Annotated in this window: 21 protein-coding genes; 19 read left to right on the forward strand and 2 right to left on the reverse strand. The window is 39.5% G+C overall.

All coding sequences use genetic code 11. The features are described from left to right. The first annotated feature begins 47 nt into the window (after nt 1-47). From CJ190_RS04385 to CJ190_RS04465, 17 genes are all read left to right on the forward strand, one after another. Nucleotides 48-269 carry a hypothetical protein gene (locus tag CJ190_RS04385; RefSeq protein ID WP_064292412.1) on the forward strand — a complete coding sequence of 74 codons (222 nt, stop codon included), beginning with the start codon at nt 48-50 and terminating at the stop codon, nt 267-269. Next, nucleotides 269-610, forward strand: a complete 342-nt coding sequence (locus CJ190_RS04390; protein ID WP_064292413.1) for a type II toxin-antitoxin system PemK/MazF family toxin — start codon at nt 269-271, stop codon at nt 608-610. The genes CJ190_RS04385 and CJ190_RS04390 overlap by 1 nt, the downstream gene beginning before the upstream one ends. A gap of 101 nt (nt 611-711) precedes the next feature. Beyond that, nucleotides 712-1782 (forward strand): baeRF3 domain-containing protein, encoded by a 1071-nt coding sequence (locus tag CJ190_RS04395; RefSeq protein WP_064292414.1) that lies wholly within the window; start codon nt 712-714, stop codon nt 1780-1782. Between the two features lie 248 nt (nt 1783-2030). Next, on the forward strand, nt 2031-3713 hold the full coding sequence (locus tag CJ190_RS04400) for a formate--tetrahydrofolate ligase (protein WP_064292415.1): 1683 nt from the start codon (nt 2031-2033) through the stop codon (nt 3711-3713). Between the two features lie 72 nt (nt 3714-3785). Beyond that, entirely contained in the window at nt 3786-5702 is a 1917-nt protein-coding gene (locus tag CJ190_RS04405; protein ID WP_064292416.1) for an ABC-F family ATP-binding cassette domain-containing protein, read from the forward strand. Between the two features lie 74 nt (nt 5703-5776). Continuing rightward, nucleotides 5777-6718 (forward strand): thymidylate synthase, encoded by a 942-nt coding sequence (locus CJ190_RS04410; protein ID WP_101562020.1) that lies wholly within the window; start codon nt 5777-5779, stop codon nt 6716-6718. A gap of 40 nt (nt 6719-6758) precedes the next feature. Then, complete coding sequence (locus CJ190_RS04415) at nt 6759-7259, forward strand: dihydrofolate reductase (RefSeq protein WP_082888615.1); 501 nt, start codon at nt 6759-6761, stop codon at nt 7257-7259. Between the two features lie 18 nt (nt 7260-7277). Continuing rightward, the gene (locus tag CJ190_RS04420) at nt 7278-7910 is read left to right on the forward strand and encodes a YpmS family protein (protein WP_064292419.1); all 633 of its coding nucleotides are present in this window, start codon (nt 7278-7280) and stop codon (nt 7908-7910) included. Nucleotide 7911: 1 nt separating this feature from the next. Further along, nucleotides 7912-8133: a YozE family protein gene (locus CJ190_RS04425; protein ID WP_064292420.1), complete on the forward strand. Its 222-nt coding sequence runs from the start codon at nt 7912-7914 to the stop codon at nt 8131-8133. 11 nt (nt 8134-8144) lie between these two features. Further along, nucleotides 8145-9761 carry a S41 family peptidase gene (locus tag CJ190_RS04430; RefSeq protein WP_224783434.1) on the forward strand — a complete coding sequence of 539 codons (1617 nt, stop codon included), beginning with the start codon at nt 8145-8147 and terminating at the stop codon, nt 9759-9761. 17 nt (nt 9762-9778) lie between these two features. Then, the gene (lepB, locus tag CJ190_RS04435) at nt 9779-10306 is read left to right on the forward strand and encodes a signal peptidase I (protein WP_064292421.1); all 528 of its coding nucleotides are present in this window, start codon (nt 9779-9781) and stop codon (nt 10304-10306) included. A 75-nt stretch (nt 10307-10381) separates the two neighbouring features. After that, nucleotides 10382-11263 (forward strand): ribosome biogenesis GTPase YlqF, encoded by an 882-nt coding sequence (gene ylqF / locus CJ190_RS04440; RefSeq protein WP_070597921.1) that lies wholly within the window; start codon nt 10382-10384, stop codon nt 11261-11263. Next, entirely contained in the window at nt 11256-12032 is a 777-nt protein-coding gene (locus CJ190_RS04445; RefSeq protein ID WP_064292423.1) for a ribonuclease HII, read from the forward strand. Before ylqF ends, CJ190_RS04445 begins: the two co-directional genes overlap by 8 nt. 115 nt (nt 12033-12147) lie before the next feature. Further along, a complete protein-coding gene (gene dprA, locus CJ190_RS04450; protein ID WP_168162766.1) occupies nt 12148-12966 on the forward strand; it encodes a DNA-processing protein DprA in 819 nt (272 codons plus the stop codon). Nucleotides 12967-13053: 87 nt separating this feature from the next. Further along, nucleotides 13054-15144, forward strand: a complete 2091-nt coding sequence (gene topA, locus CJ190_RS04455; RefSeq protein WP_064292425.1) for a type I DNA topoisomerase — start codon at nt 13054-13056, stop codon at nt 15142-15144. Between the two features lie 164 nt (nt 15145-15308). Beyond that, complete coding sequence (locus CJ190_RS04460; protein WP_070597920.1) at nt 15309-16238, forward strand: tyrosine recombinase XerC; 930 nt, start codon at nt 15309-15311, stop codon at nt 16236-16238. Then, on the forward strand, nt 16235-17056 hold the full coding sequence (locus CJ190_RS04465; RefSeq protein ID WP_064292427.1) for a GTP-sensing pleiotropic transcriptional regulator CodY: 822 nt from the start codon (nt 16235-16237) through the stop codon (nt 17054-17056). The genes CJ190_RS04460 and CJ190_RS04465 overlap by 4 nt, the downstream gene beginning before the upstream one ends. A 32-nt stretch (nt 17057-17088) precedes the next feature. On the opposite strand, the gene plsY is transcribed toward CJ190_RS04465, so the two are convergent. After that, nucleotides 17089-17700 carry a glycerol-3-phosphate 1-O-acyltransferase PlsY gene (gene plsY / locus CJ190_RS04470; protein WP_064292428.1) on the reverse strand — a complete coding sequence of 204 codons (612 nt, stop codon included), beginning with the start codon at nt 17698-17700 and terminating at the stop codon, nt 17089-17091. Nucleotides 17701-18013: 313 nt separating this feature from the next. After that, on the reverse strand, nt 18014-19084 hold the full coding sequence (locus CJ190_RS04475; RefSeq protein ID WP_101562109.1) for an IS30 family transposase: 1071 nt from the start codon (nt 19082-19084) through the stop codon (nt 18014-18016). A gap of 159 nt (nt 19085-19243) precedes the next feature. Between CJ190_RS04475 and parE the strand changes: the two genes are divergently transcribed. Beyond that, nucleotides 19244-21319, forward strand: a complete 2076-nt coding sequence (gene parE / locus CJ190_RS04480; protein WP_070597919.1) for a DNA topoisomerase IV subunit B — start codon at nt 19244-19246, stop codon at nt 21317-21319. Further along, complete coding sequence (gene parC, locus CJ190_RS04485) at nt 21309-23765, forward strand: DNA topoisomerase IV subunit A (RefSeq protein ID WP_101562017.1); 2457 nt, start codon at nt 21309-21311, stop codon at nt 23763-23765. The genes parE and parC overlap by 11 nt, the downstream gene beginning before the upstream one ends. Nucleotides 23766-23843: the final 78 nt, after the last annotated feature.

A 23843-nucleotide genomic window follows, 5' to 3' on the forward strand; every position in this document is an offset into this window, starting at 1 on the left:
AGGCGGTCTTTTTTCACATGAAGAATCAAACTTGAGGAGGCTAAGTCTTGGATTTAAAAATTATTTATACTGAAGAGGGGCCGGCTCTACTGCTGCCCGACAAAAAAATATTTGAAGAATATGACCAATGGATTTTAAAAGATAGTGACGACCAAGAGGATAGCTTTATTCTACTCCCCCGGGTAGATAACCCTTATCGCCACGCCTGTGAGGGTGAATTTTACTTAGGAGAAGCTTGGGATGATTATGATCATAAGGAGGTGGAGTGATGGCCTACCAACCACGGCAAAAAGACATTGTCTGGATTAATTTTAATCCTTCTAAGGGTCACGAAATTCAAAAACGCCGGCCAGCTTTAATCGTTTCCTCCGATGACTACAACCATGCCACTCATTTTGTCATTGTCTGCCCGATAACCAATACAAAAAGGAAACTTAAAACCCATTTAAGACTTAAGGGCTACCAAACTACAGGTCAAGTGATGACCCAGCAAATGTATTCTTTAGATGTGACTGAAGCTGGTGGAAGAGAAATTCAATATATTGAAAGATTGTCTAAAAAAGATTTCCACCTTATTAAACAACTGATTCAATATAATTTTGGTTTTTAACCACTTGGTTAGTTTAGAGTAAACCTTTCCGTTAGTAAAAAGCCAATATTTATTTTATAGTAGATATAGAAGCTGAAGCGCTTAAGGGAAAGGAGATTACTATGACTGTTGACAAACGCTTATCTCGTCTAGTAAAAGCAAATGAAGAAAGAACTAGCCCAAAAATTTCCATCTATATGCCAACTCATCGAGCTGCTCCGGAAAATCAGCAAGACCCTATCCGCTATGAAAATTTACTCAATGAAGTCAAGACTCAATTAGAGACTAATTATCCCGATAGTGATTGGCAAAAGCCTTTTGATCACTTGTCTAAATTAATTGATGAAAAAGTCGATTTTTGGCAAAAAAATAAAGAGGGTTTGGTGATATTAGCTAGTGATCAGTTGATTGAGATCTTTAGATTACGTCAAGAGCAAGAGGAAATCGCTTATGTAGGAGATTATTTCCATTTGGTTCCCTTATTAGCTTATTATGAGGAATCTTTTAATGTGATTTTGGCTGATATTGCTAAAGACCAAGTCCAATTATATTTAGCTGACCAGTATTCCTTTGAACCTACTGAAATTGATGAAATCAAAAGTTCATTTTATGATATCTATGATGATAATGATTCTGAAAACAAGCAAACGACCTCTAGAGGCCAAGGGTCTATCCATTCCAATCAAAGCAAATCCGCCCAAGTTGAAAGAGATCGTGATAAATATTTCAGCTACCTCGATCAAGAATTCGACAAACTGGCTAAGGAAGTGGAAAGAAAAATATTATTAGCTGGTACCAAGGAGAATATTGCTGCCTTTAAAAAGCAATCCTCATCCAACGTTTACTTGGATACGGCAATTGAGCAGCCAATTAGCGGGGAAAACCACCAAAGAATTAAAGAGCTTTTGGCTGAGACACTATCACCACTAGCTAGAGAAAATCTTAAAGCCATAGAAGGTAATATCGAAGAAGCCAGGGGAGCTTCTCTTCTTATGGAAGAAGTTGAGGATATTCAGCTAGCCGCTAAAGAAGGGCGGATTGCTGAGTTAGTAATTTTCTATGCAGAGTCGTCGACTTATGCTAGTTTGATTGATGAATTAATTCATCAAATTATTATAAATGGTGGAGAGATTTCAGTTATTCCTGCTGGCTCTGTTTCAGAAATGTCTATTTATGCCTTATTACGTTATTAGGAGAATGAGTATATAAATATGGGCTAAGTTTAACTGAATATGAAATTCTGGTGTTGATTGAGGACTTAAGCTCCTCGTCGACACCATTTTTCTTGGTTAATACGCTAGCTAAAATAGGTAGTCCATTCCCTGATAGAAATAGTCAAAGCTTAAATTTTTAATTTTAAAATAGAAAATTATTTTCTTAAGGCTCAAGTTAAATTCCTATAGTATAATTTAACTACTAAGCAGTGAAATGAGGTTATAACATGTTAACGGATATCGAAATTGCACAAGCTAATAAGTCTTTACCTATTAAAGAGATTGCTAAAGAAGTCAATTTAAGCGAAGAGGATTTGATTCCTTATGGCCATGATAAGGCTAAAATTAACCATCAAGCCCTTGAAAAATTAAAAAATAATAAAAAAGGTAGGCTAATTTTAGTAACATCGATTAATCCTACCCCTGCAGGCGAAGGAAAATCTACCTTGACCATTGGCTTAGGTGATGCCCTAAGACGCTTAGATAAAAAAACTATGATCGCCCTAAGAGAACCCTCATTGGGACCGACAATGGGACTAAAGGGCGGAGCAGCTGGGGGAGGCTACGCTCAAGTTGTGCCAATGGAGGATATAAACTTACATTTTACCGGTGACCTTCATGCCATAACCCAAGCTAATAACCTCTTATCGGCGATTATTGATAACCACATTCAACAAGGCAACCAATTAGGCATTGATAGCCGACGCATTACTTGGAAGCGGGTGATGGACATGAATGACCGCGTATTACGCCATATTGTGGTCGGCCTGGGGAGTCCTGGTAATGGCTATGTACGCGAAGACGGTTTTGATATTACCGTTGCCTCAGAGATTATGGCAATCCTTTGCCTTTCTAGAAACCTTGATGAATTACGTCAACGCTTCGATAAAATTGTGATTGGCTATACTCGAGACCAAGAAGCGATTACAGTAAAAGATTTAGGCTGTTCTGGTGCCATGGCCTTATTAATGAAGGATGCTATTTTACCTAATTTAGTGCAAACCCTAGAACATACGCCAGCATTGATCCATGGAGGACCTTTTGCTAATATTGCCCATGGCTGTAATTCAGTGATTGCAACCGATACAGCTCTTCGTTTAGCAGATTATGTGATAACTGAAGCTGGCTTTGGAGCTGACTTAGGGGCCGAAAAATTTATGGATATCAAGGTTCCTATCTTAGAAAAATCTCCTGATGCCGTAGTTATCGTGGCTACTGTAAGGGCCCTAAAACATCACGGCAATCCTGACTTGGATAAAAATGCAGCTTTAGAGGAAAGACTCGAGGCAGTTAGAAAAGGCTTTGCTAACTTAGGTCGACATATTCAAATTATGAAATCCTATCAAGTCCCTGTTTTAGTAGCTATTAATCACTTTAAGGACGACAGAGATGAAGAGATTGAACTGATAAAAGAGCTCTGCCACAAAGAGGAGACGCCGTCTTACTTAGCAGATGTCTGGGAAAAAGGAGGCCAAGGGGCGCTTGACCTTGGTCAAGCCGTGATCGACAGTGTTGATGGCGAAGAAAACACTACTTTCCAAACGCTTTATCAAGCCGACCAAATGAATATTGAAGAGAAAATTCAAGTGATTAATCAAAAAATATATGGCGGTAGAAGTGTTGAATATTCAACTGAGGCTAAGAAACAATTAGTGGCTATTAAGAAAAACGGCTGGGATCACTTACCGATATGTATGGCAAAAACCCAATATTCCCTGAGTGATGATCCTAAATTGCTAGGTGCTCCAGAGAATTTCACCCTACATATTCGCGAGTTAGTTCCTAAACTAGGAGCAGGCTTCGTTGTTGCTTTGACGGGTAATGTTTTAACCATGCCAGGTTTACCTAAGCAACCAGCCGCTCTCAAGATGTCTATTGATAATCAAGGAAAGATTAGTGGACTCTTCTAGCAATTCGCTGACTATGCCCAAGTCAATGAGTTGTGCTAGAATGAAACAGAAGTTAAAAGAGGAGCGATTATTTTGCAAGATTACTTAGCTAAAAATTGGAGTAAAACATATGGCATCAAGCAATTACTTGATGATGTATCTTTTTTAATTCGTGAAGGCGATCATATTGCCTTGATCGGTCCTAATGGATCAGGAAAGTCAACCTTATTAAAAATTTTAGCAGGTAAGGATCATCTGGATAGTGGAACGATTGAACATAGTAACGATTATTCCATCGGTTTAGTTAGTCAAAACCCAGATTTAGATGATAAGCAAAGCCTCTTTGAAGCAGTATATTCTGGAGATAGCCCCTTGGTCAAAACTGTTAAAGCTTATGAACAAGCGACACAGGCTCTGTCTCAAGATCCTAATGTTGAAAAGAAACAAAAGGAATTTTCATATTGGGAAAGCGAAATGAATCGTTTAGATGCTTGGCAGTTAGATACTAATATTCAAACCATCCTTACTAAGTTGGAACTTAATGATCTCTACCAAAAGGTAGGGCATTTAAGCGGGGGCCAAAAACGCAGGTTGGGATTGGCTAAAGTATTAATCGATGAACCTGATCTTTTATTGTTGGATGAACCGACTAACCACATGGATTTTGAAATGGTCAAGTGGCTGGAAAATTATATTAATAATTATAAAAAATCAGTGGTTATTGTGACTCATGACCGTTATTTCCTGGATACGGTAGCCCAACGGGTTTTTGCCTTAGATAGAGGAAAACTAACTGAATACCAGGGGAATTATCAGGATTACTTGAACAAACGTGCCGTTGAGTTAGATGTCGAAGCCGCTAATCAAGCCAAGCAAAAGAAATTGTATAAGCAGGAACTGGCCTGGATGCGTCAGGGGGCTAAGGCCAGGTCTACCAAACAACAGGCCCGTATAAATCGTTTTAATGATCTTAAAGAGGGCTTAAATCAGCACCGGTCTCTTCAAGGTTCTGTTCAACTAGACTTTGATCAAGAACGACTAGGGAAAAAAGTTATTTCTCTAGAAGACGTTAGTGTGGGTTATGATAGTCGCCAGCCTTTACTTGAAGATATTAATTTACTAATCCAGAATCGCGACCGCATCGGTATTATTGGAGAAAATGGTGTCGGTAAGACCAGCTTACTAAATACCATTGCGGGAATAATCCCTCCTTTAAGCGGGCAGATTGACATTGGACCTACTGTTAAGATTGCTTATTTTCAACAAGTGCCCACTGATTTACCAGAGGATAAGCGCCTAATTAACTATATTAGTGAAGTTGCTGATGAAATTGTCTATGATGATGGACGTAAACTGTCAGCATCGCAAATGTTAGAAACCTTTTTATTTAACCGGGAAAGCCACGGTCAATTAATTGCTAAATTATCCGGTGGGGAAAAGAAACGTTTGTATCTCTTGCGATTATTAATGGAACGGCCTAATGTCTTATTCCTAGACGAACCTACCAATGACTTAGATATTGACACTTTAACAGTCTTAGAGGATTACTTGGCTCAATTTCCGGGAGCGATGTTGACGGTTAGCCATGACCGCTACTTTTTGGATAAAACGGTTGATAAATTATTAATTGTTCATAAGGACAAATCTTGCCAACTATTTTTTGGAAATTTCACTGACTATGAAAGGGAGTATAAAGAAAAAGCCAAAAGTGGCCATTCTCCAAAACAAAGTCAAGGCCAAAAAAGTGATGATCCACATAAAAGTAATGCCTCTGACACTAGTCAAAATAGTAAGAAAAGAATGACCTATAAAGAAAAGCAAGATTGGCAAGTTATTGAGAGTCAAATTGACCAGTTAGAGAATGATATTCAAAGAATAGAGAATGATATGCTAGCAAACGGATCTGACTACGGAAAGCTATCTGAATTGCAAAAAGAAAAAGAAAGCAAAGAAAATGACTTGCTAGAAAAAATGGAATATTGGGATTATCTGAGTGAATTGAAACCTTAAGCTAAGATAGGAGAGTTTTGAGGGAGACTCTATGGTACTATGAAGCCTTAGTATGACTATTGGAGGGAAAAGTAGTGAAGCAATATTTAGACTTGTTACAGACCATTTTAGAAAAGGGCCATGACAAGTCCGACCGTACTGGTGTTGGGACGCGTTCAATTTTTGGTTATCAGATGCGTTTTGATCTAAGAGAAGGTTTTCCGATTTTGACGACTAAGAAGGTGGCCTTTGGACTGATAAAGAGTGAACTTCTATGGTTTTTAAGAGGAGACACTAATATTCGTTATTTATTAGAAAATAATAACCATATTTGGGATGAGTGGGCCTTTGAAAACTGGGTGAACAGTGAGGACTATCAGGGGCCTGATATGACTGATTTTGGTTTGCGGGCAGAAAAGGACCCAGAATTTAAAGCCGAATATTTAAAAGTTAAATCAGACTTTTGTCAAAAGATCCTTAATGATGAAGACTTTGCAAAAAAATACGGTGAATTAGGTAATGTCTATGGTAAACAGTGGCGGGATTGGGAAACTCGTGATGGGGGATCTATCGATCAAATTGCGAATATTCTAGAGCAGCTTAGAAATAACCCTGATTCTCGCCGGATCATCTTATCCGCCTGGAATCCAGAAGATGTCCCTAATATGGCCTTGCCTCCCTGTCATACCTTAAGTCAATTTTACGTTAATGACGGCAAGCTATCTTGCCAACTCTACCAAAGAAGTGGTGATGTCTTTTTAGGGGTTCCTTTTAATATTGCTTCCTATGCTTTATTGACCCATTTAATTGCCCGTGAAGTTGGCCTGGAAGTCGGAGACTTTGTTCATACTTTTGGTGATGTTCATATCTATAATAATCATTTCGACCAGGTAAAAGAACAATTAAGTCGTCAACCTGGTCAATTACCTCAGCTTGAAATGAAAAGTGACAAATCCATGTTTGATCTTGAAAAGGATGATATCGTATTGAATAATTATCATCCTCAGCCACCGATAAAGGCTCCAGTGGCCGTATAGATTTAATCTGATTGAAATGAATGGATAAAAGGAGGCTATCATGTTAATAGCTATATGGGCTCATGCGGCTAACGGTATTATAGGAAAAAATAATCAACTTCCTTGGCATATTAGCGAAGATATGAAATTTTTTAAGCAAGAAACCTTACATAAGACTGTAGTCATGGGCCGAAAAACCTTCGAGTCGATGGGAAACCGCCCATTAAAAGAACGCAAAAATTACATTCTGACCCGTAAGAAAAGTTTGCCGGGGGTTACCCCTGATAATGAGAATCAGGTTCAAATCATTAACCAGATGGATGAGATTATCGAGCTAGCTAAAGCAGAAGATGTTATGGTTATCGGAGGTGCAGAAATTTACCGCTTGTTCTGGCCTTATTTGGACGAGCTTCGGATTACTAATATCGCTGAAAATGTTGAAGGGGATACTAGCTTTAATCCCGATCTGAGTCAATTTAGGCGCTATGCGGTTGTTGACCAAGATCTTAATAGCGAATCGAATTATCATTACCAGTTCGAATTCTGGGAAAGAAAAAAATGAAACTAGGGAGGTTCTACGGTGGAGAATAAAAAGAAGCAAAGAAATCCATGGAAAATTGCATTTCTAAGCTTAGTCAGCTTTTTGGCGATCTTATTTGCTTCTGCTTATTTTTATATTCATCAAAATACTCAAGCAAACACTTACCAGGATCAGGTCCAGGTGAATCAGCCCAAGACTTCTGACCAGGCAATGGTTCCAGTAAAAATAGCGATGACTGTTGACCACTTGGTTCATCTTCTTAACCAAGAAGACTTACCTTTTCTTTTGGAAAATAACCAGGATGCGATCGTTATTAAAGGAAAAATTCAGCTTTTAAACCAATCGCTTGCTTACACCTTAACTACTCGCCCTGAGGTTCACGCCAGTGGCAATCTTAGTTTGAAAGTAGTTAATTTCTCAATACTATCCTTAGATCTTCCTTTAAATATCTTTTTACCCATTCTTTCTCAGATTATTCCTAGTGACCTGCCTTTAGCGATTGATACTGAATCAGAATCGATCATTATTTCAATAAAAGAATTACTAGCTAAGGAAGGCATTGCTTTTGAGGTTGAAGCAATCGATTTGACTAATGATCAAATTGTTTTACAATTAGGTGTTTCTGAACAGAAAATTAGCCAAATCTTAGACCAGTTGGGAGAGAGAAATTAAAGTGAAGCCATTTTATCAATATATTCAAAAACATCGTAATAGCAGCAGGGCCAGTCAAGATCCCAAGAGCCAATTGGCTGAATTAATCTATCTTGATGGCGATTTCCCTAAAACTGCTACAGATTTTGCTAGTATTAGTGATTATATTGAGTTAAATAGTCGTTACTCACAGTGGGTTTCTCAATTTGATGAATTGTGGCAAGCTTATCTCAACAATGACTAGGAAGTGAAAATATGACGGATGAAAATAAAATACCAGCAGATAATCAAGACAATAATGAAATAAATAAAGCAGAAGATGGTCAAGCCTACCATGCTTCAAAAACTCAAGAAGACCCTGAAATAAAAGAGGAAATTTTGCTAGAGCAGGAAGAAAACACTGATGGGGCAAAGGCCAAGGGTCAATTTAGCACTAAACCATCTTGGAAGCGATTCTTACCAAGCTTATTAGTTATTGCTCTAACAGCCTTACTGACCTTTTTTGCCACTAATTATCTAACTACAGGACGCTTTCCCTGGCAAATTCACGCCCAAAATGCCATGTCTACTCAGGAAATTAGTAAGCTACAAAAAACATTTTCATTAATTACGGATGGCTATATTGGTGATGTGGACCGGGAAAAATTAATCGATGGTGCCTTAAAAGGAATGACGGAAGCCGTTGATGACCCTTATACCACTTACTTACATGGCGATGAGTCTTCGCAATTAGATCAAACCATCGAGGCTAATTTTGAAGGCATTGGCGCGCAAATTACAGTAAGGGATAATCAAATTGTGGTCATAAGCCCCATTAAGGGGAGCCCAGCTGAAAAGGCGGGCATACAAACCGACGACATCATTAAAAGTGTTAATGGTGAATCTTTGGAAGGAAAAAATGCCCAAGAAGCGGCTAATATGATCCGAGGAGAAGCGGGTAGCCAAGTTCAACTAGTGATTGAACGCGGAGATGACCAACAAGAGCTAAGCTTAACTCGAGCAGAGATTCCTCTGCAGACGGTCTATAGTCATCAGATTGAAGGCCACCCAGAAATTGGTCTCATTCAAATTTCTTCCTTCTCAGAGCCTACCGCTAAGGATGTCCAGGAAACGGTCAAGAGTATGCGTGACAAGGGAGTTAAATCCTTTATCTTCGATGTCCGTGGCAATCCTGGGGGCTTACTCAGTTCAGCGATTCAAATTTCAAATTATTTCTTAGCCGATGGAGATACCATTGTCCAAATTGAAGATAGCCAGGGCAACCGCAAGAAGATTCAAGCCGATAAAAGCAAGATGGGGGACTTTAAGATTGATGAACCTAGTGTCATTTTGATTGATAAGGGAAGCGCGAGTGCCTCTGAGATTCTAGCAGGTGCCCTACAGCAATCTGCTCATATACCAGTCATTGGAAGTCAAAGCTTTGGTAAAGGTACCGTACAAACCGTAGTCAAATTGGATGATAAGGACCAATTAAAAATAACTTATGCCCATTGGTTAACTCCTGATGGGTCTTGGATCCATAAGCAAGGCATTAGTCCAGATATCGAAGCCCAACTCCCTGATTACTCAGAACTTTCTTTAGTGGATGGCAGTCAAAATTACCAATTAGGGGAAGAATCTGATAAAATAAAAAATATCCAAGCGCAACTTGCCTTATTAGGCTATCTGGAATCTGATCAAGTACAAGGGAAATTTGATGAACAGACTCAGACAGCCCTGGGGGCTTTCCAAGCAGATCATGAGCTTGAAAAAACTGGTCAAGTGAATGATGAAACTGCGCAAGCCTTAACTCGTGCGTTAAGAGACTATATTTTAGCTCACGATACCCAAAAAGATAAAGCTGTTGACTATTTACTTGACCATGCACAATAGAAGAAGGTTTTAGATTAATGAAAAAATTTCTTAGTGGTATTGGAGAAATCATTATAATTGTAGCGGTTGCCCTCCTACTTTATCTAGGGATTCGCCATTTTATCGGTTTTCAATTTACCGTTAGAGGGGCCTCAATGAATCCTACAACAGAGGATGGCCAACATCTTATTGTTAGCCGCCTAGGCGATGTGGATCGTTTTGATATCGTTGTATTAGATGCTCCAGATAATAGCGGGGATAAATATATCAAAAGAGTTATAGGTATGCCAGGAGATAAGGTGGAATACCGTGATAATCAATTATATATTAATGACCAAGCCTATGATGAGCCTTATCTCAATGAATTAAAAGCCGAAAATCCCGGCAAATTAGTGACTGAGAATTTTACCATTGAAAAAGTTCCTGAGAATTCCTATTTTGTTATGGGAGATAATCGACCCGTTTCAAAAGACAGCCGTGCATTCGGGCCAGTAGACGGTGATCTCATTTACGGAGAAGTTAATTGGCGAATTTGGCCTTTTGATGAAGCCGGTCGAATTGAGTAATAGAATAATTGAATGGATGAGAAGGCAGTTTCGAAGAGATAGCTGCCTTTTCTTATGAGAAGAAAGGTGGATAACATGAGCACAATACAGTGGTTTCCTGGTCACATGGCCAAGGCTAAAAGACAAGTTCAAGAACAATTAAAGAGTGTGGATTGGGTAGTTGAAATTCGTGATGCCCGTATTCCCATTGCTAGTAAAAACCCTTTAATTGATCAAATTATTCAACAAAAAAAGCGTTTAATTGTCTTAAATAAAGCTGATTTAGCTGACCCTATTCAAAATAAACTGTGGCTAGATCACTTAAGAAACAAAGATACCGATGCCATTGCTATCGACAGTAAAAATAATAAAGAAATTAAGAAGTTACGTCACTACCTCTTGGAAGTAACTGATAGCGAGCGTCAAAAATGGCTAGACAAAGGCATGAAACAAAAAACGATACGCTTAATGGTACTAGGAATTCCTAACGTGGGTAAGTCGACCCTGATCAATCAACTGACCCATAAGAAATCAGCTAAAGTAGGGAATCGACCTGGTGTTACCAAAGGACAGCAGTGGGTACAAATTGATAAAGACTTTTCTTTATTGGACACTCCTGGCATCCTCTGGCCTAAATTTGAAGACCCAATTGTGGGGATGAATCTCGCTCTGACAGGAGCTATTAAAGACACCCATTACTATAGCGATGATATTGCCCTTTATGCCATGCAATTTATGATGGATTATTATATGGAAGACTTTTGTCAGTTCTTTAATTTATCAGAAGAAGAAGCCCAACCCCCTTATCCTGAATTAATGATGACATTGACAAATAAAATGGGAATGAAAGATGACTACGAGCGCTTTAGCGACTGGCTAATTCGTGAATTTCGTAGTGGGAAAATTGCGCCAATGACCCTTGATCGTTATGAAGATTATCGACTGGATCAAGTTGGGGAAGGATCAGCTGATGACTAAAGATAAGCTAACCGTACAAGCGATAAAAGACTACCTGAAACAGGACATATCAGCCATCGATACCGACTTAGTGGCTAGCTGGCGATTAGACCAGCGACAGGGCGTTATAAAGGCTTTAAACCAGTATGATCGTCGTTTGACTAAGGAGTTAGAGCGTCGAGAACATATACGTTATATGAACCAAATTGAAGCTGACCTACATGCTAAGGGCTTTCAATATATTGCCGGTATAGATGAGGTCGGGCGTGGTCCCTTAGCAGGGCCAGTGGTCACAGCGGCAGTTATTTTAAAGCCCGAGAGGCCCCTGTTTGATTTGCGTGATTCTAAACAACTTAGTCAAGTCCAGCGGCAAAATTTAATTCCTCTGATTAAAGAGAACAGTGTCGCTATAGCTATTGATGTCCAAGATAATGAGGCTATTGATCGTTATAATATTTTAAATGCCACTAAACGTTCAATGATGAATAGTATAAAAAAATTAAGCCCCCAAGCAGAATATGTTTTAATTGATGCTGTCGATCTTTCTTTAGATATCCCTCATAGTAGTCTCATTAAGGGGGATGACCGGGTAAGCGCAATCGCTGCTGCTAGCATTATCGCTAAAGAATATCGTGACCGAATCATGCGTGATTATGCTAAGCAATATCCAGCTTATGCTTTCGACAGTAATGTTGGTTATGGAACCAAGGAACATCTTAAAGCAATAGAGACTTATGGTCCCTGTCCCATCCACCGGAGAAGCTTTGCACCAATTAAGAATTATTTCTAATGAAATTGTCACCCTTTTACGGCTGAATAGACTATGAAAGGGTGGTTATATGTATGATGAAAGAAATTATCAAGGCGCCAAGCAAGCGCTCGTTCATTTAACAGAGTCAGCTTTAGTGGGCTATGAAGATCGGCTACAGGTGTTTAAAGGCCTATTAGAGAGCCCAGATTACCAAGGTGTGCTGAGCCATTATTTAAAAGGAAGAAAATATTTTCCCAAACTTCTTCGCTTTTTGAGCCATAGCCCTTGGTCTTTTTATCAAAACTATTATGAGAAAGAGAAAATTTTCCCCATCACTTACTTTGATCCTCAATACCCAGACCTTTTAAAAGAAAGTTATAAGCCGCCTTTGGTTTTATTTTGTCAGGGCAATATTGCCTGGTTAAAAGATGACTGTTTGTCTATAGTTGGGGCTAGAGATTGTAGTAACTATGCCAAAAAGGTTATTGATAAACTGATGTCAAATCTTGTTAACTCTTTAGTTATTGTGAGCGGTTTGGCCCGTGGCGTTGACAGTCTTGCCCACCGCACCAGTATTCAAAATTCAGGAAGAACGATCGCTGTGATAGGGACCGGTCTAGCAAATGTTTACCCTAAAGAACACCGTGCTTTACAAGATTTTATTGCTAAAAATCACTTGCTAATCTCGCCACTGCCTAGCTTTGCCGGGGTAAAGAAATGGCATTTCCCTTATCGTAATGAAGTCATTGCGGGGCTTTCTAGGGCAACCCTTGTTGTTGAGGCTAGGGAAAAATCAGGCAGTTTAATTACTGCTAACTATGCCTTGCAGGCCAATCGCGAGGTTTTAGCTATTCCAGGTAATATATTTAGTGTTCGTTCCCAAGGCACTAATGCTTTAATTCAGGCAGGGGCCAAGCTGATTAGCGAAGCGGATGATATTTTAGAGACTTATCGTTATCCTTCTTTTATTTAACAGCTAAAAATCTTATATTTGACAAGGTTAAAAAATTCGCCTATGATATGAAGCGTTTAAATCTCCCAAGAAGAGAGGAGCATATTATTGGCTACAAAAAGAAAGAAAACACCTAAAAAAGATTTAGTGATTGTCGAATCACCAACTAAAGCAAAAACGATTGAGAAATACTTAGGACGTAAATATAAAGTGGTGGCAAGTAAGGGCCACTTACGTGATCTTCCTAAAAGTAAAATGGGCATCGATATTGAAAATAATTATGATCCCCATTATATTACGATTCGTGGTAAGGGAGATACGATCAAAGATCTAAAAAAAGAGGCTAAAAAAGCAAATAATATCTACTTAGCTTCTGACCCGGACCGGGAAGGAGAAGCGATTGCTTGGCACTTAGCCCATATTTTAAAATTAGATCCCGAAGAAGATATCCGGGTCACTTATAATGAAATCACCAAGGATACGGTTAAAGAAGCAATCAACAATCCACGAGCCATCGATAAGGACTTGGTGGACGCTCAGCAGGCTAGACGGATCTTAGACCGCTTGGTGGGCTATAATTTGTCCCCCATTCTATGGGCTAAGGTCAAGAAGGGTTTATCCGCTGGGCGGGTACAATCTGTTGCCTTGAAAATGGTCGTTGACCGCGAAGAGGAAATCCGTAACTTTGTGCCTGAAGAATATTGGAGCATTGAAGGGGTATTTCAAAAAGGAAAAGAAACTTTCAAGGCAAATGCTTCCAAATTTAAGGGTAAAAAAATTGATTTAAAAAATGAAGATGATGTTAAAGCCTTAATGGCTAATATCAGCAGTGATCAATTTGAAGTTCAAAACTTGACCAAAAAACAAAGAAAACGTAATCCCCAAAAACCTTTTACGACTTCTTCCCTCCAACAAGAAGCTTCCAAACGTTTACGCTTTAGAACACGAAAGACGATGATGGTTGCCCAACAGTTATATGAAGGGATTAAATTAGGCAGTGAAGGGACAGTGGGTTTAATTACCTACATGCGTACAGACTCCACCCGGATCTCTGATGGTGCTAAACAAGAAGCCGGCCAATTTATCCAAGACAAATACGGTAAGGAATATATCGGTAAGGGGACCAGTGGTGCTAGTGGACAAGGTGCCCAAGATGCCCATGAGGCGATTAGACCGACATCTGCCTTTCGTCATCCCGATAGCGTTGAAGCTTATCTCAGTAAAGATCAGTTCAAGCTGTATAGCCTTATTTGGTCTCGTTTTATGGCTAGTGAAATGGCGCCAGCCGTCTATGATACAGTAGCCTGTGATCTGGTTCAAAATGATGTGAGCTTTCGGGCGAACGGATCAAAAATTAAATTTACTGGTTACCTCAGAGTTTATCCCGATAATAATGAAAAGGATAATCTCTTGCCAGAACTAGAAAACGGTGAAAAGGTAAAGAGTAAAGAATTAACTCCTAACCAACATTTCACCCAACCACCAGCTCGCTATACTGAAGCGAGCTTAATTAAGACTTTAGAAGAATTAGGGGTTGGCCGTCCTTCTACTTACTCACCAACTTTAGAAACCCTGATTAAGCGCTACTATGTTAAATTAGAAGCTAGACGCTTCGAACCCACTGAATTAGGTGAGATTGTTAATAGTTTAATTTCTGAATTTTTCCCTGATATCGTTGATCCTCAATTTACCGCTAACTTGGAAGATGAATTAGACCATGTGGAAGATGGTAATAAGAATTGGATAGACGTCGTTGATGCTTTCTATCAACCTTTTAGCAAGGATATTGAAAAAGCTGACCAAGAAATGGAAAAAATCGAAATTAAAGACGAACCAGCAGGGTTTGATTGTGACGTCTGTGGTCATCCAATGGTTATCAAATTAGGACGTTATGGGAAGTTTTATGCATGTAGTAATTTCCCTGATTGCCGTAATACTAAAGCCATTGTTAAAGAAATTGGCGTGAATTGCCCAACCTGTAAGGAAGGACAAGTTGTCGAACGGAAATCGAAGAAAAAACGGATCTTTTACGGTTGTTCCCGCTATCCTGATTGTGATTTTGTCTCCTGGGATAAACCTGTGGGCCGTTCCTGTCCTAAATGTGACCATTACTTGGTTGAAAAGAAAAAACGCGGCTCTAAACAAGTGATTTGTAGTAATTGTGACTATAAAGAAGATGTCCAAAAAGGCGATGATTAGAGCTTTTGCTGACAGAACAGAAACCTGATAATCGAAGAGGATTACAGGTTTTTTATTTTCATCAAGTAAAAGGTAAATTAACTTTATAAATGTTTTGAAAATTCCGACAATTACTTGAAAAGGGCGCCTTAATATGGTAGATTATATGAGCTAAGAGGGATTTTATGACTTTTGAAAGTTATCGAAAAAGGTTAAAAGAATATATAAAAGATGAGAAACATTACAGTGATCAGACCTTAAAGGCCTATTTAAGTGATTTTGATGAGTTTATCTCTTTTATTAGTGATGAACTATTAATAAGCGATTTCAAGCAGTTAAGTTACCGAGATATTCGCCTCTATTTAAGTCATCTGCAAAGAAAGGGCCTGAGTCGTAAAAGTTTAGCTCGGCATTTAAGTAGCTTGAGAACTGCTTTTAATCGTTTTCTTGACCAAGGCCTGGTTGATGACAATCCTTTTACCTATGTTCAAGCGGCTAAAACGGGACTAAAATTACCCGATTTTTTTTATGAAGCTGAGTTAGATCCCTTGTTTGAGGCGGCTAAGGGGCCGCGAGCCCTGGATAAGCGAAATATAGCGCTGTTAGAATTCTTATATGCGACTGGTGCTCGGGTGAGTGAATGTACGAATTTGACCATAAAGCAAGTGGATCTAAAAAATTCCATTGTCTTACTGCATGGCAAGGGGAGCAAAGATCGCTATGTTCCTTTTGGTTCCTATTGTAAAAAGGCGCTGGAGGAATACTTGGAAGCTGGCCGACCTGATCTCTTAAAGGGCTATAATCATGACTATGTCTTCGTTAATAATCGGGGAGAAGCCTTGACTCCATCAGGTGTGACTTATATTTTGAATGATTTAGTCAAAAAAAGCGCCAGTAACCTGGATATTCATCCCCATAAATTACGCCATTCTTTTGCTACCCATCTCCTTAATCATGGAGCTGATATAAGGACAGTACAAGAATTATTAGGGCACTCAAGTTTATCTAGTACGCAAATTTATACCCATATGTCAAAAGAATCTTTAAGAAATAATTATTTAAAATACTTTCCAAGAGCTAAGCATAGTGATGTACATAAGGAGGACAAAGAATGATAGCTGAATCGGTAGAGGGCGTTTTAGAAAAAATTAGAGACATTAATAAGGTTATCCGTGAAGGGAATATTTATGATGATGAGATGGCAGATTTTCCCTTTCAAAAGTTAGTCCGTTATTTAGCGGAAAATTTAAAGGCCAACGCTTATTTAGTTTCTGTTGAAGGAGAATTATTGGGGTATTTTGCCATTTATGAGGAAATCAATAGTGAGCGGACCGAAGCGATGATGGAAGCCCACCAGTTAGATCCCAATTATTTAGAGATTATCTCACCGATCCAAGAAACCAAGTCAAACATTCCAACTTCAGATGACCGGACGATCTTGGCCTTGGAATTTCGTGATAAATTCAACAAAGGCATGACCACCATTATCCCTATCTATGGTAATACCACCAAATTAGGTTATTTAATCCTAGCTCGTCCCTACGAAGACTTTAACTGCTATGACCTGATTCTTGGTGAATATGTGGGGACGGTTCTAGCTATGGAGATGGTGTTTATTAAACGCCGTCGTCAAGAAGAAAAAGAACAGAAAAAACAAGTGGTGGATTCAGCAATTCGCTCGCTTTCTTATTCGGAATTAAATGCCTTATATGTTATTTTTAAAGACCTAGAAGAGCCACGTACCCGCATTACAGCCTCTAAAATTGCTAAAGAAGAGAATATTACCCGCTCTGTGATTGTGAATGCCCTACGAAAAATGGAATCTGCTGGGGTATTCACTTCCCGCTCTTTAGGGATGAAAGGGACCCATATTGATACTCAGAGCAAAGAAAACCTCGAGTATTTGAAAAAGCGTTTAGCGGAAGAAGTTTAATGCAAAAAAATCGCGCCAGATGACGCGATTTTTTATTGTTTATTTTTCTTGTATCCCAGGCCAAATGGCACTTTAGCTTCTTTACCAGCTAGAATGCGTCTAATATTATCTTTGTGGCGGAAAATGATTAGAAGGGTAATGAATAAGATCAAAACCCTAATCGGAATAGCATAATGAAAAGAAATAATAGAAGCTGCCACCATGGCTATGATGCTAGCTAAACTAACCATTCTAAAAAGATAGAGAACAATGAAAAATACAGCAATCCCTCCTAAGGAAGCCAGGGGGGCCAGAGCTAAGCCTACGCCAAAACTGGTTGCTACGGCTTTTCCACCTTTGAAGTGGAGAAAAAGTGAAAAGGTATGGCCTAAGATAGCCGCTAAACCAAAAAGCACGCTATCAATATCAGTAAAGTGAGAACTGTAATTAGCAATAAGAACCGGTAGCATTCCCTTTACCATATCACACAGGAATACCAATAAGCCTCCCTTGGGACCAAAGGCACGAAAGGCGTTGGTCGTACCTATATTTCCTGAGCCCACACCCCGAATGTCTTTGTGGTAAAGATACTTACCGATCACTACACCGAATGGAATTGAGCCTAGTAGATATGAAATAAATAGGAAGATAAGATTAATTATCATTAGCTGATTCCTTTCTATTCAGTTATTGGTATTATAGCATAAGTCAAAGGGAGCGTTTGAACTAGAAAAAAATTTTGCAATTTAATGAAATTAAAGTATGGTAAATTGCAATATCAAGTGCATATTTATTTTAAAAAATCCCAGTGTCATGCCAAATAACTAAAAAGCTGATAAAGTCAATAATTCTTGGCCCGTTTTTCTCTAGCTTAAAGTGCTTGATTATCATTTAGAGATTCAGGGTGGGGCTGTCAAGGTGGAGAGCGAAGCGGACCTTGACTGGCCCACACTGAATCTCTATGCTTTGTTAAGCACTTTAGCCTGCTTCTTTAAGCGTTTCCTGAAGTTTCGCAACTTCTAGGTTATAACAGTCGTTAGGGGTTTGATAATCTAAGACCTTTCTAAAGCGATTATTTATTGTATTCGTATAGTGTGCGAGTTCCTGGTATGTCAGCTTTTTAAAGCTTGTCCCTTTGGGCAAGAATTCTCTTAACATGCGATTATGTCTCTCATTACTGCCTTTTTCCCAAGCTGAATAGGCATGGGCGAAAAAGACTTCCAAATCCTTCAGAGCATACTCAAGCTGAGATAGTTTAGAAAATTCACTGCCGTTATCGGTCGTTAAGGTTTTAAAACACGCTTGACCCTCTTTAAGAATCACCTTTTTAACCGATTTTACAATGGAATCTGCATCCCACTTCCAAGTCTTCTTGGTGAGGAATTTTCGCGTTTTCCGTTCAACTAGAGTAATAAGACATGGCTCTCCTTTAGTCTTCTTTCCTATCACGAGGTCAAGCTCCCAGTGACCAAATTCTTCTCTTGAAAGGACGTCTGGGCATCGCTGATCAATGCTTTTTCCAAATACCTTTTTATTCGTCCCACGCGGTTCACTAGGTTGTTTTCTTGGACGAATCCTTGTTTTCATAGGAAGATCAATATTCCTCACATTTAATAAACCAAGATTGATATATTTATACATGGTTTTGGTGCAAGGAACTCTTTCTAAAGGGTGTTTTCTGCGGTAATCATGAATAAACGTATCAACACTGAAAATACGGTCTTCTTTAGGTGTCAGTAAGGCTTCCTCAAAGGCTTTAATGAAGTTAGATTTTCCATACAAAGCGCCTCTGGCTTTAGAATTTGACCGATTATCTTTATAAACACGCGAGCCAGTTTCTGCAAGATAGACATCAACGTAGGTATGATCATAGTTCATTTGACGTGTTTTTCCACGTTTTAGTTCACGAGATATGGTGCATTGATTGACGCCAACGGCGTCAGCAATCTCTTTCTGTTTATGTCCTTCTTGGTGCATTGCTTGGATAATTCCGCGTTTTTCTGCAGAAAGGTGTGTATATGATCTAGGTTTCGTGTTAGAATGTTTCATAGCCAGTGAGTGCTCCTTTACTTGGGTTTAGACGCTTTTAAGTATAGAGCATCACTGGTTTTTTGTCGTCCTTTTCTCTATGCACTTCATTTTACAATTTACCGAAATTAAAGTATTATGGTAAATATGCATATAAATAGGTTAGAGGAGATGCACTGCATGGCAAAAAATTCTAAGGCAACTTATGATGAGTCATCCATTCAAATATTAGAAGGCTTAGAAGCGGTTCGTAAGCGACCAGGAATGTATATCGGGTCAACCGATAATCGCGGCTTACATCACTTGGTCTATGAAATTGTAGACAATTCCATTGATGAAGCTTTAGCCGGCTACTGTGATGAAATTTCTGTGACCATTCATGAAGATAATAGCGTTACGGTAACTGATAATGGACGGGGAATGCCGATTGGCAAACATAGTAGTGGCAAACCAACTGTTGAAGTGATCCTGACCGTCCTTCACGCGGGGGGAAAATTTAGCGAAAGTGCTTATAAGACCTCTGGAGGGCTCCACGGAGTAGGATCTAGTGTAGTTAATGCCTTATCTGATTCCTTAGAGGTTACGGTTTACCGGGATAATAAAAAGTATTATCAAAGCTTTAGTCAGGGCGGTAAGCCGCATAAACCTAAGTTAACCAGTCACAAAAGTAAGCAGACTGGAACCAGTATTCACTTTCACCCCGATCCTAAGATCTTTGGTGCAACGGAATTTAATAGTGACACCATTAAAGAACAATTAAGGGAAAAGGCCTTTTTAACTAAAAGCTTAGCGATTCATTTTACTGATGAAAAAAATGCTAGCCAGGAAAGCTTTCACTATGAAGATGGTCTGGTCGAATTTATTCATTATTTAAATGAAAATAAAGAAGTACTCCAAGAGGTCACTTATATAGAAGACAAGGATAAAAGTTCTAATATCGAAATGGAATTAGCCTTTCAATACAATGATGGCTATTCTGAGACCATCTTATCCTTTGTTAACAATGTTCGTACGCCAGATGGCGGGACCCATGAAACGGCTTTAAAAACCGGGATGACTAAGGCCTTCAATGAGTATGCCAGAAAGGTTAATCTGATAAAGCCAAAGGAGAAAAATCTAGAAGGGTCAGATGTTCGTGAGGGCTTTACAGCGGTCATCTCTGTTAGGATTCCTGAAGAAATTTTACAGTTTGAAGGACAAACCAAGGGAAAATTAGGAACTCCGCAAGCGCGCTTAGCCGTAGAAAATATGGTCAACACCCATTTATCGATCTATTTATTAGAGAACGGCGAAATTGCCCAAATGCTAGTTCGTAAGGCCCTAAAAGCGCGCCAGGCCCGAGAAGCAGCTCGTAAGGCTAGGGAGGAAAGTCGCCATGGCAAAAAAGGTAAGAGCAAAGAAACCTTACTTTCCGGTAAGCTCACTCCCGCTCAGAGTAAAAATACCAAGAAAAATGAGCTCTTCTTGGTCGAAGGAGATTCTGCGGGAGGTTCCGCCAAGCTAGGGCGAGACCGTAAATTCCAAGCTATCCTTCCCTTAAGAGGGAAGGTTTTGAATACGGAAAAGGCGAGCCTAACTGATATCTTAAAAAATGAAGAACTAAACACGATTATCCATACGGTAGGTGCAGGCGTGGGGCCAGAGTTTGATATCCATGACTCTAACTATGATAAAGTGATCATCATGACCGATGCGGATACTGATGGGGCCCATATCCAAGTCTTACTATTAACTTTCTTTTACCGCTATATGCGCCCCTTAATTGAAGCGGGCAAGGTTTATATTGCTATGCCGCCTTTGTATAAACTTTCCCGAGGCAAGGGCAAGAATGAAAAGATTGCTTATGCCTGGACGGATGAAGAACTTGCTCAAGAGACTAAAAAAATTGGTAAGGGCTATACCCTCCAGCGTTATAAAGGTTTGGGAGAAATGAATGCTGACCAATTATGGGATACCACCATGAATCCTGAAAGTCGGACCCTAATCCGTGTCACCCTCGATGACTTATCGCAAGCTGAAAAAAGGGTATCCGTCCTGATGGGAAATAAAGTCGAGCCACGGCGAGATTGGATCGAAGATAATGTTCAATTTACCATGGATGAAGAGGATAAGTTATTGGAACATGCCAATCATGAAGAGAACGATACGATCGAAGCTAGTGAATTAATCGCTCAATCGGACCAAGTCACAAGTATGAGTGATCAGGAAGGGCAAATGGATTTATTTGATGAAGGAGCTGAAGTGAATGGCGATTGACATTCAAGAATTAAGCCTTGATGAAGTGATGGGCGATCGTTTTGGTCGTTATTCCAAATATATTATTCAAGATCGCGCTTTGCCTGATATCAGGGATGGACTCAAACCCGTCCAACGGCGTATTTTATATGCCATGTACCATGATGGGAATACTTCAGACCATGCTTTTAGGAAGTCTGCTAAAACTGTCGGGAATGTGATTGGTAATTACCACCCCCATGGAGATAGCTCGGTTTATAAAGCCATGGTGAGAATGAGTCAAGACTGGAAGAACCGCATGCCCCTAATTGACATGCATGGGAACAATGGGTCCATGGACGGCGACCCTGCGGCAGCCATGCGTTATACTGAAGCGCGCTTATCTAAGCTGGCCGATGAACTGCTCAAGGACTTAAATAAAGATACTGTCGATACCATCTTGAACTTTGATGATACTGAGGAAGAACCTGTTGTTTTACCTGCTGGCTTTCCCAATTTATTAGTCAATGGCTCACAAGGAATATCAGCAGGTTATGCTACTGAAATTCCCACCCACAATCTAGGGGAAGTCATTGATGCAGTCAATTACTATATTGATCACCCCAAGGCTAAGGTAGAGACCTTGATGAAGTATCTTCCTGGGCCTGATTTTCCCACTGGGGGCATTATTCAAGGAAAAGACCAGCTGATTAAAGCTTATAAAACGGGACGAGGCAAGGTAGTAGTTCGGGCACAAACGGAAGTGGAGTCGCTTAAGGCAGGCCGAAAACAGATCGTGATTACTGAGCTCCCCTTTGAGGTCAATAAGGCTGATTTGGTCCGTAAAATGGACGAATTACGTCTCAACCGAAGTATTGATGGGGTACTGGAAGTCCGTGATGAATCTGACCGATCTGGCTTACGTATTATTGTTGAACTGAAGAAAGATGCTGATGCCGATCAGATTTTACAGTATTACTTTAAACATACTAATTTGCAAATTAACTATAATTTCAATATGGTGGCCATCAATAAGCAACGTCCGGAACAGGTCGGTTTAATTGCGATTATTCAAGCCTATATCGACCACCGCAAAGATGTGGTGAGCCGCAGAACCCAATATGACTTGAACAAGGCCCAAAGCCGGCGCCATATTGTCGATGGTTTGATTAAGGCCATATCCATTCTTGACCAAGTGATTGCTATTATTCGCAACAGTTCTGATAAAAAGGATGCCAAAAATAACCTGATCAGTGAATATCAATTTTCCCAGGCACAGGCAGAAGCTATCGTCACCTTACAACTTTATCGCTTAACCAATACGGATATTACGGCTTTACAAGAAGAAAAGCTATCTCTAAATGAAGCCATTAACCAGTACCAAGCCATTTTAAGTGATGAAGCGATCTTAATGAAGTTAATTCAATCAGAATTAAAGGCCATCAAAAAGGCTTATGCTACTGACCGCTTGACTAAGATTGAAGCTGAGGTAGAAGAGATAAAAATTAAAAAGGAATTTTTAATTCCTGATGAAGAGGTTGTTACTGTAGTAACCCGGGGTGGCTATATTAAGCGATCTAGCTTAAGAAGCTACCAATCCTCTAATTTCTCTGACTTAGGCCTAAGAGATGGTGATCATGTCTTATACTTAGCTTCGCATTCAACTTTAGATAATTTAGTTTTTATTACTAATAAGGGCAATTATATTTTTCAACCGGTTTATGAGATGCAAGAACTTCGTTGGAAGGACCTTGGTGAACACCTTTCCCAACGCATCCCTATTGCTTCCGATGAGAAGATTATCCAAGTCTATCCTTACGATAAGGACAGTCAGGATACGATTGTCCTTGCTACTCGAGAAGGGATGATTAAACAAAGTAAGCTCAGTGAATTAAAGAAAATCCGGGGGCATAAGAATAAAGCGTCTCAAATTATGCCTTTAGCTAATCCTCTTGATGAGGTGGTTAATTGCTATTTAGTCAATAAGCAAAACGATAAGCAAAGTGGCGAAGTGATCTTATTTACCGCCTTAGGTTTTAGCCTGCGTTACCAAATCAGTGAAATTAATACAGTGGGTTTACGGGCTAAGGGGGTTATTTCCATCAACCTTAAAGACCAAGACCAAGTGGTTAATTTTGTCTACCAAGACCAGGTGGATGAGGACCAGCAAATCCTCCTTGCCACACAGCGAGGTTATATGAAACGGATACGTTGGCGGGATATTCAAACCATGACGCGGGCTAAGCGAGGGCTGATGGTACTGCGTGAGGTTAAATCAAAACCCCACCGCTTAGTTCAAGCTCTAGAGGTTGAATCAACCCAAGAAGTCTATGAATTATATACCAGTAATGGGGAACTAAGCCAGATCAAGGCTGTCGATGTTCCTCTACATGAACGCTATAGTAATGGCTCACAAATTGTTGATGAAGGCCGTTTTGGTGAATTGCTTAATGTCATTCCCCTCTACAGAAAAGATCCAGAAAAATAAGTGACCTAATAACTGGATTTACGATTTATTCTATTAACAATTGGGCCTGCTTTTGTTACACTAAATATAAATTTGAAA

It is taken from the genome of Aerococcus loyolae, from assembly GCF_002871915.2.
In the GTDB taxonomy this organism is placed as follows: Bacteria; Bacillota; Bacilli; order Lactobacillales; family Aerococcaceae; genus Aerococcus; species Aerococcus loyolae.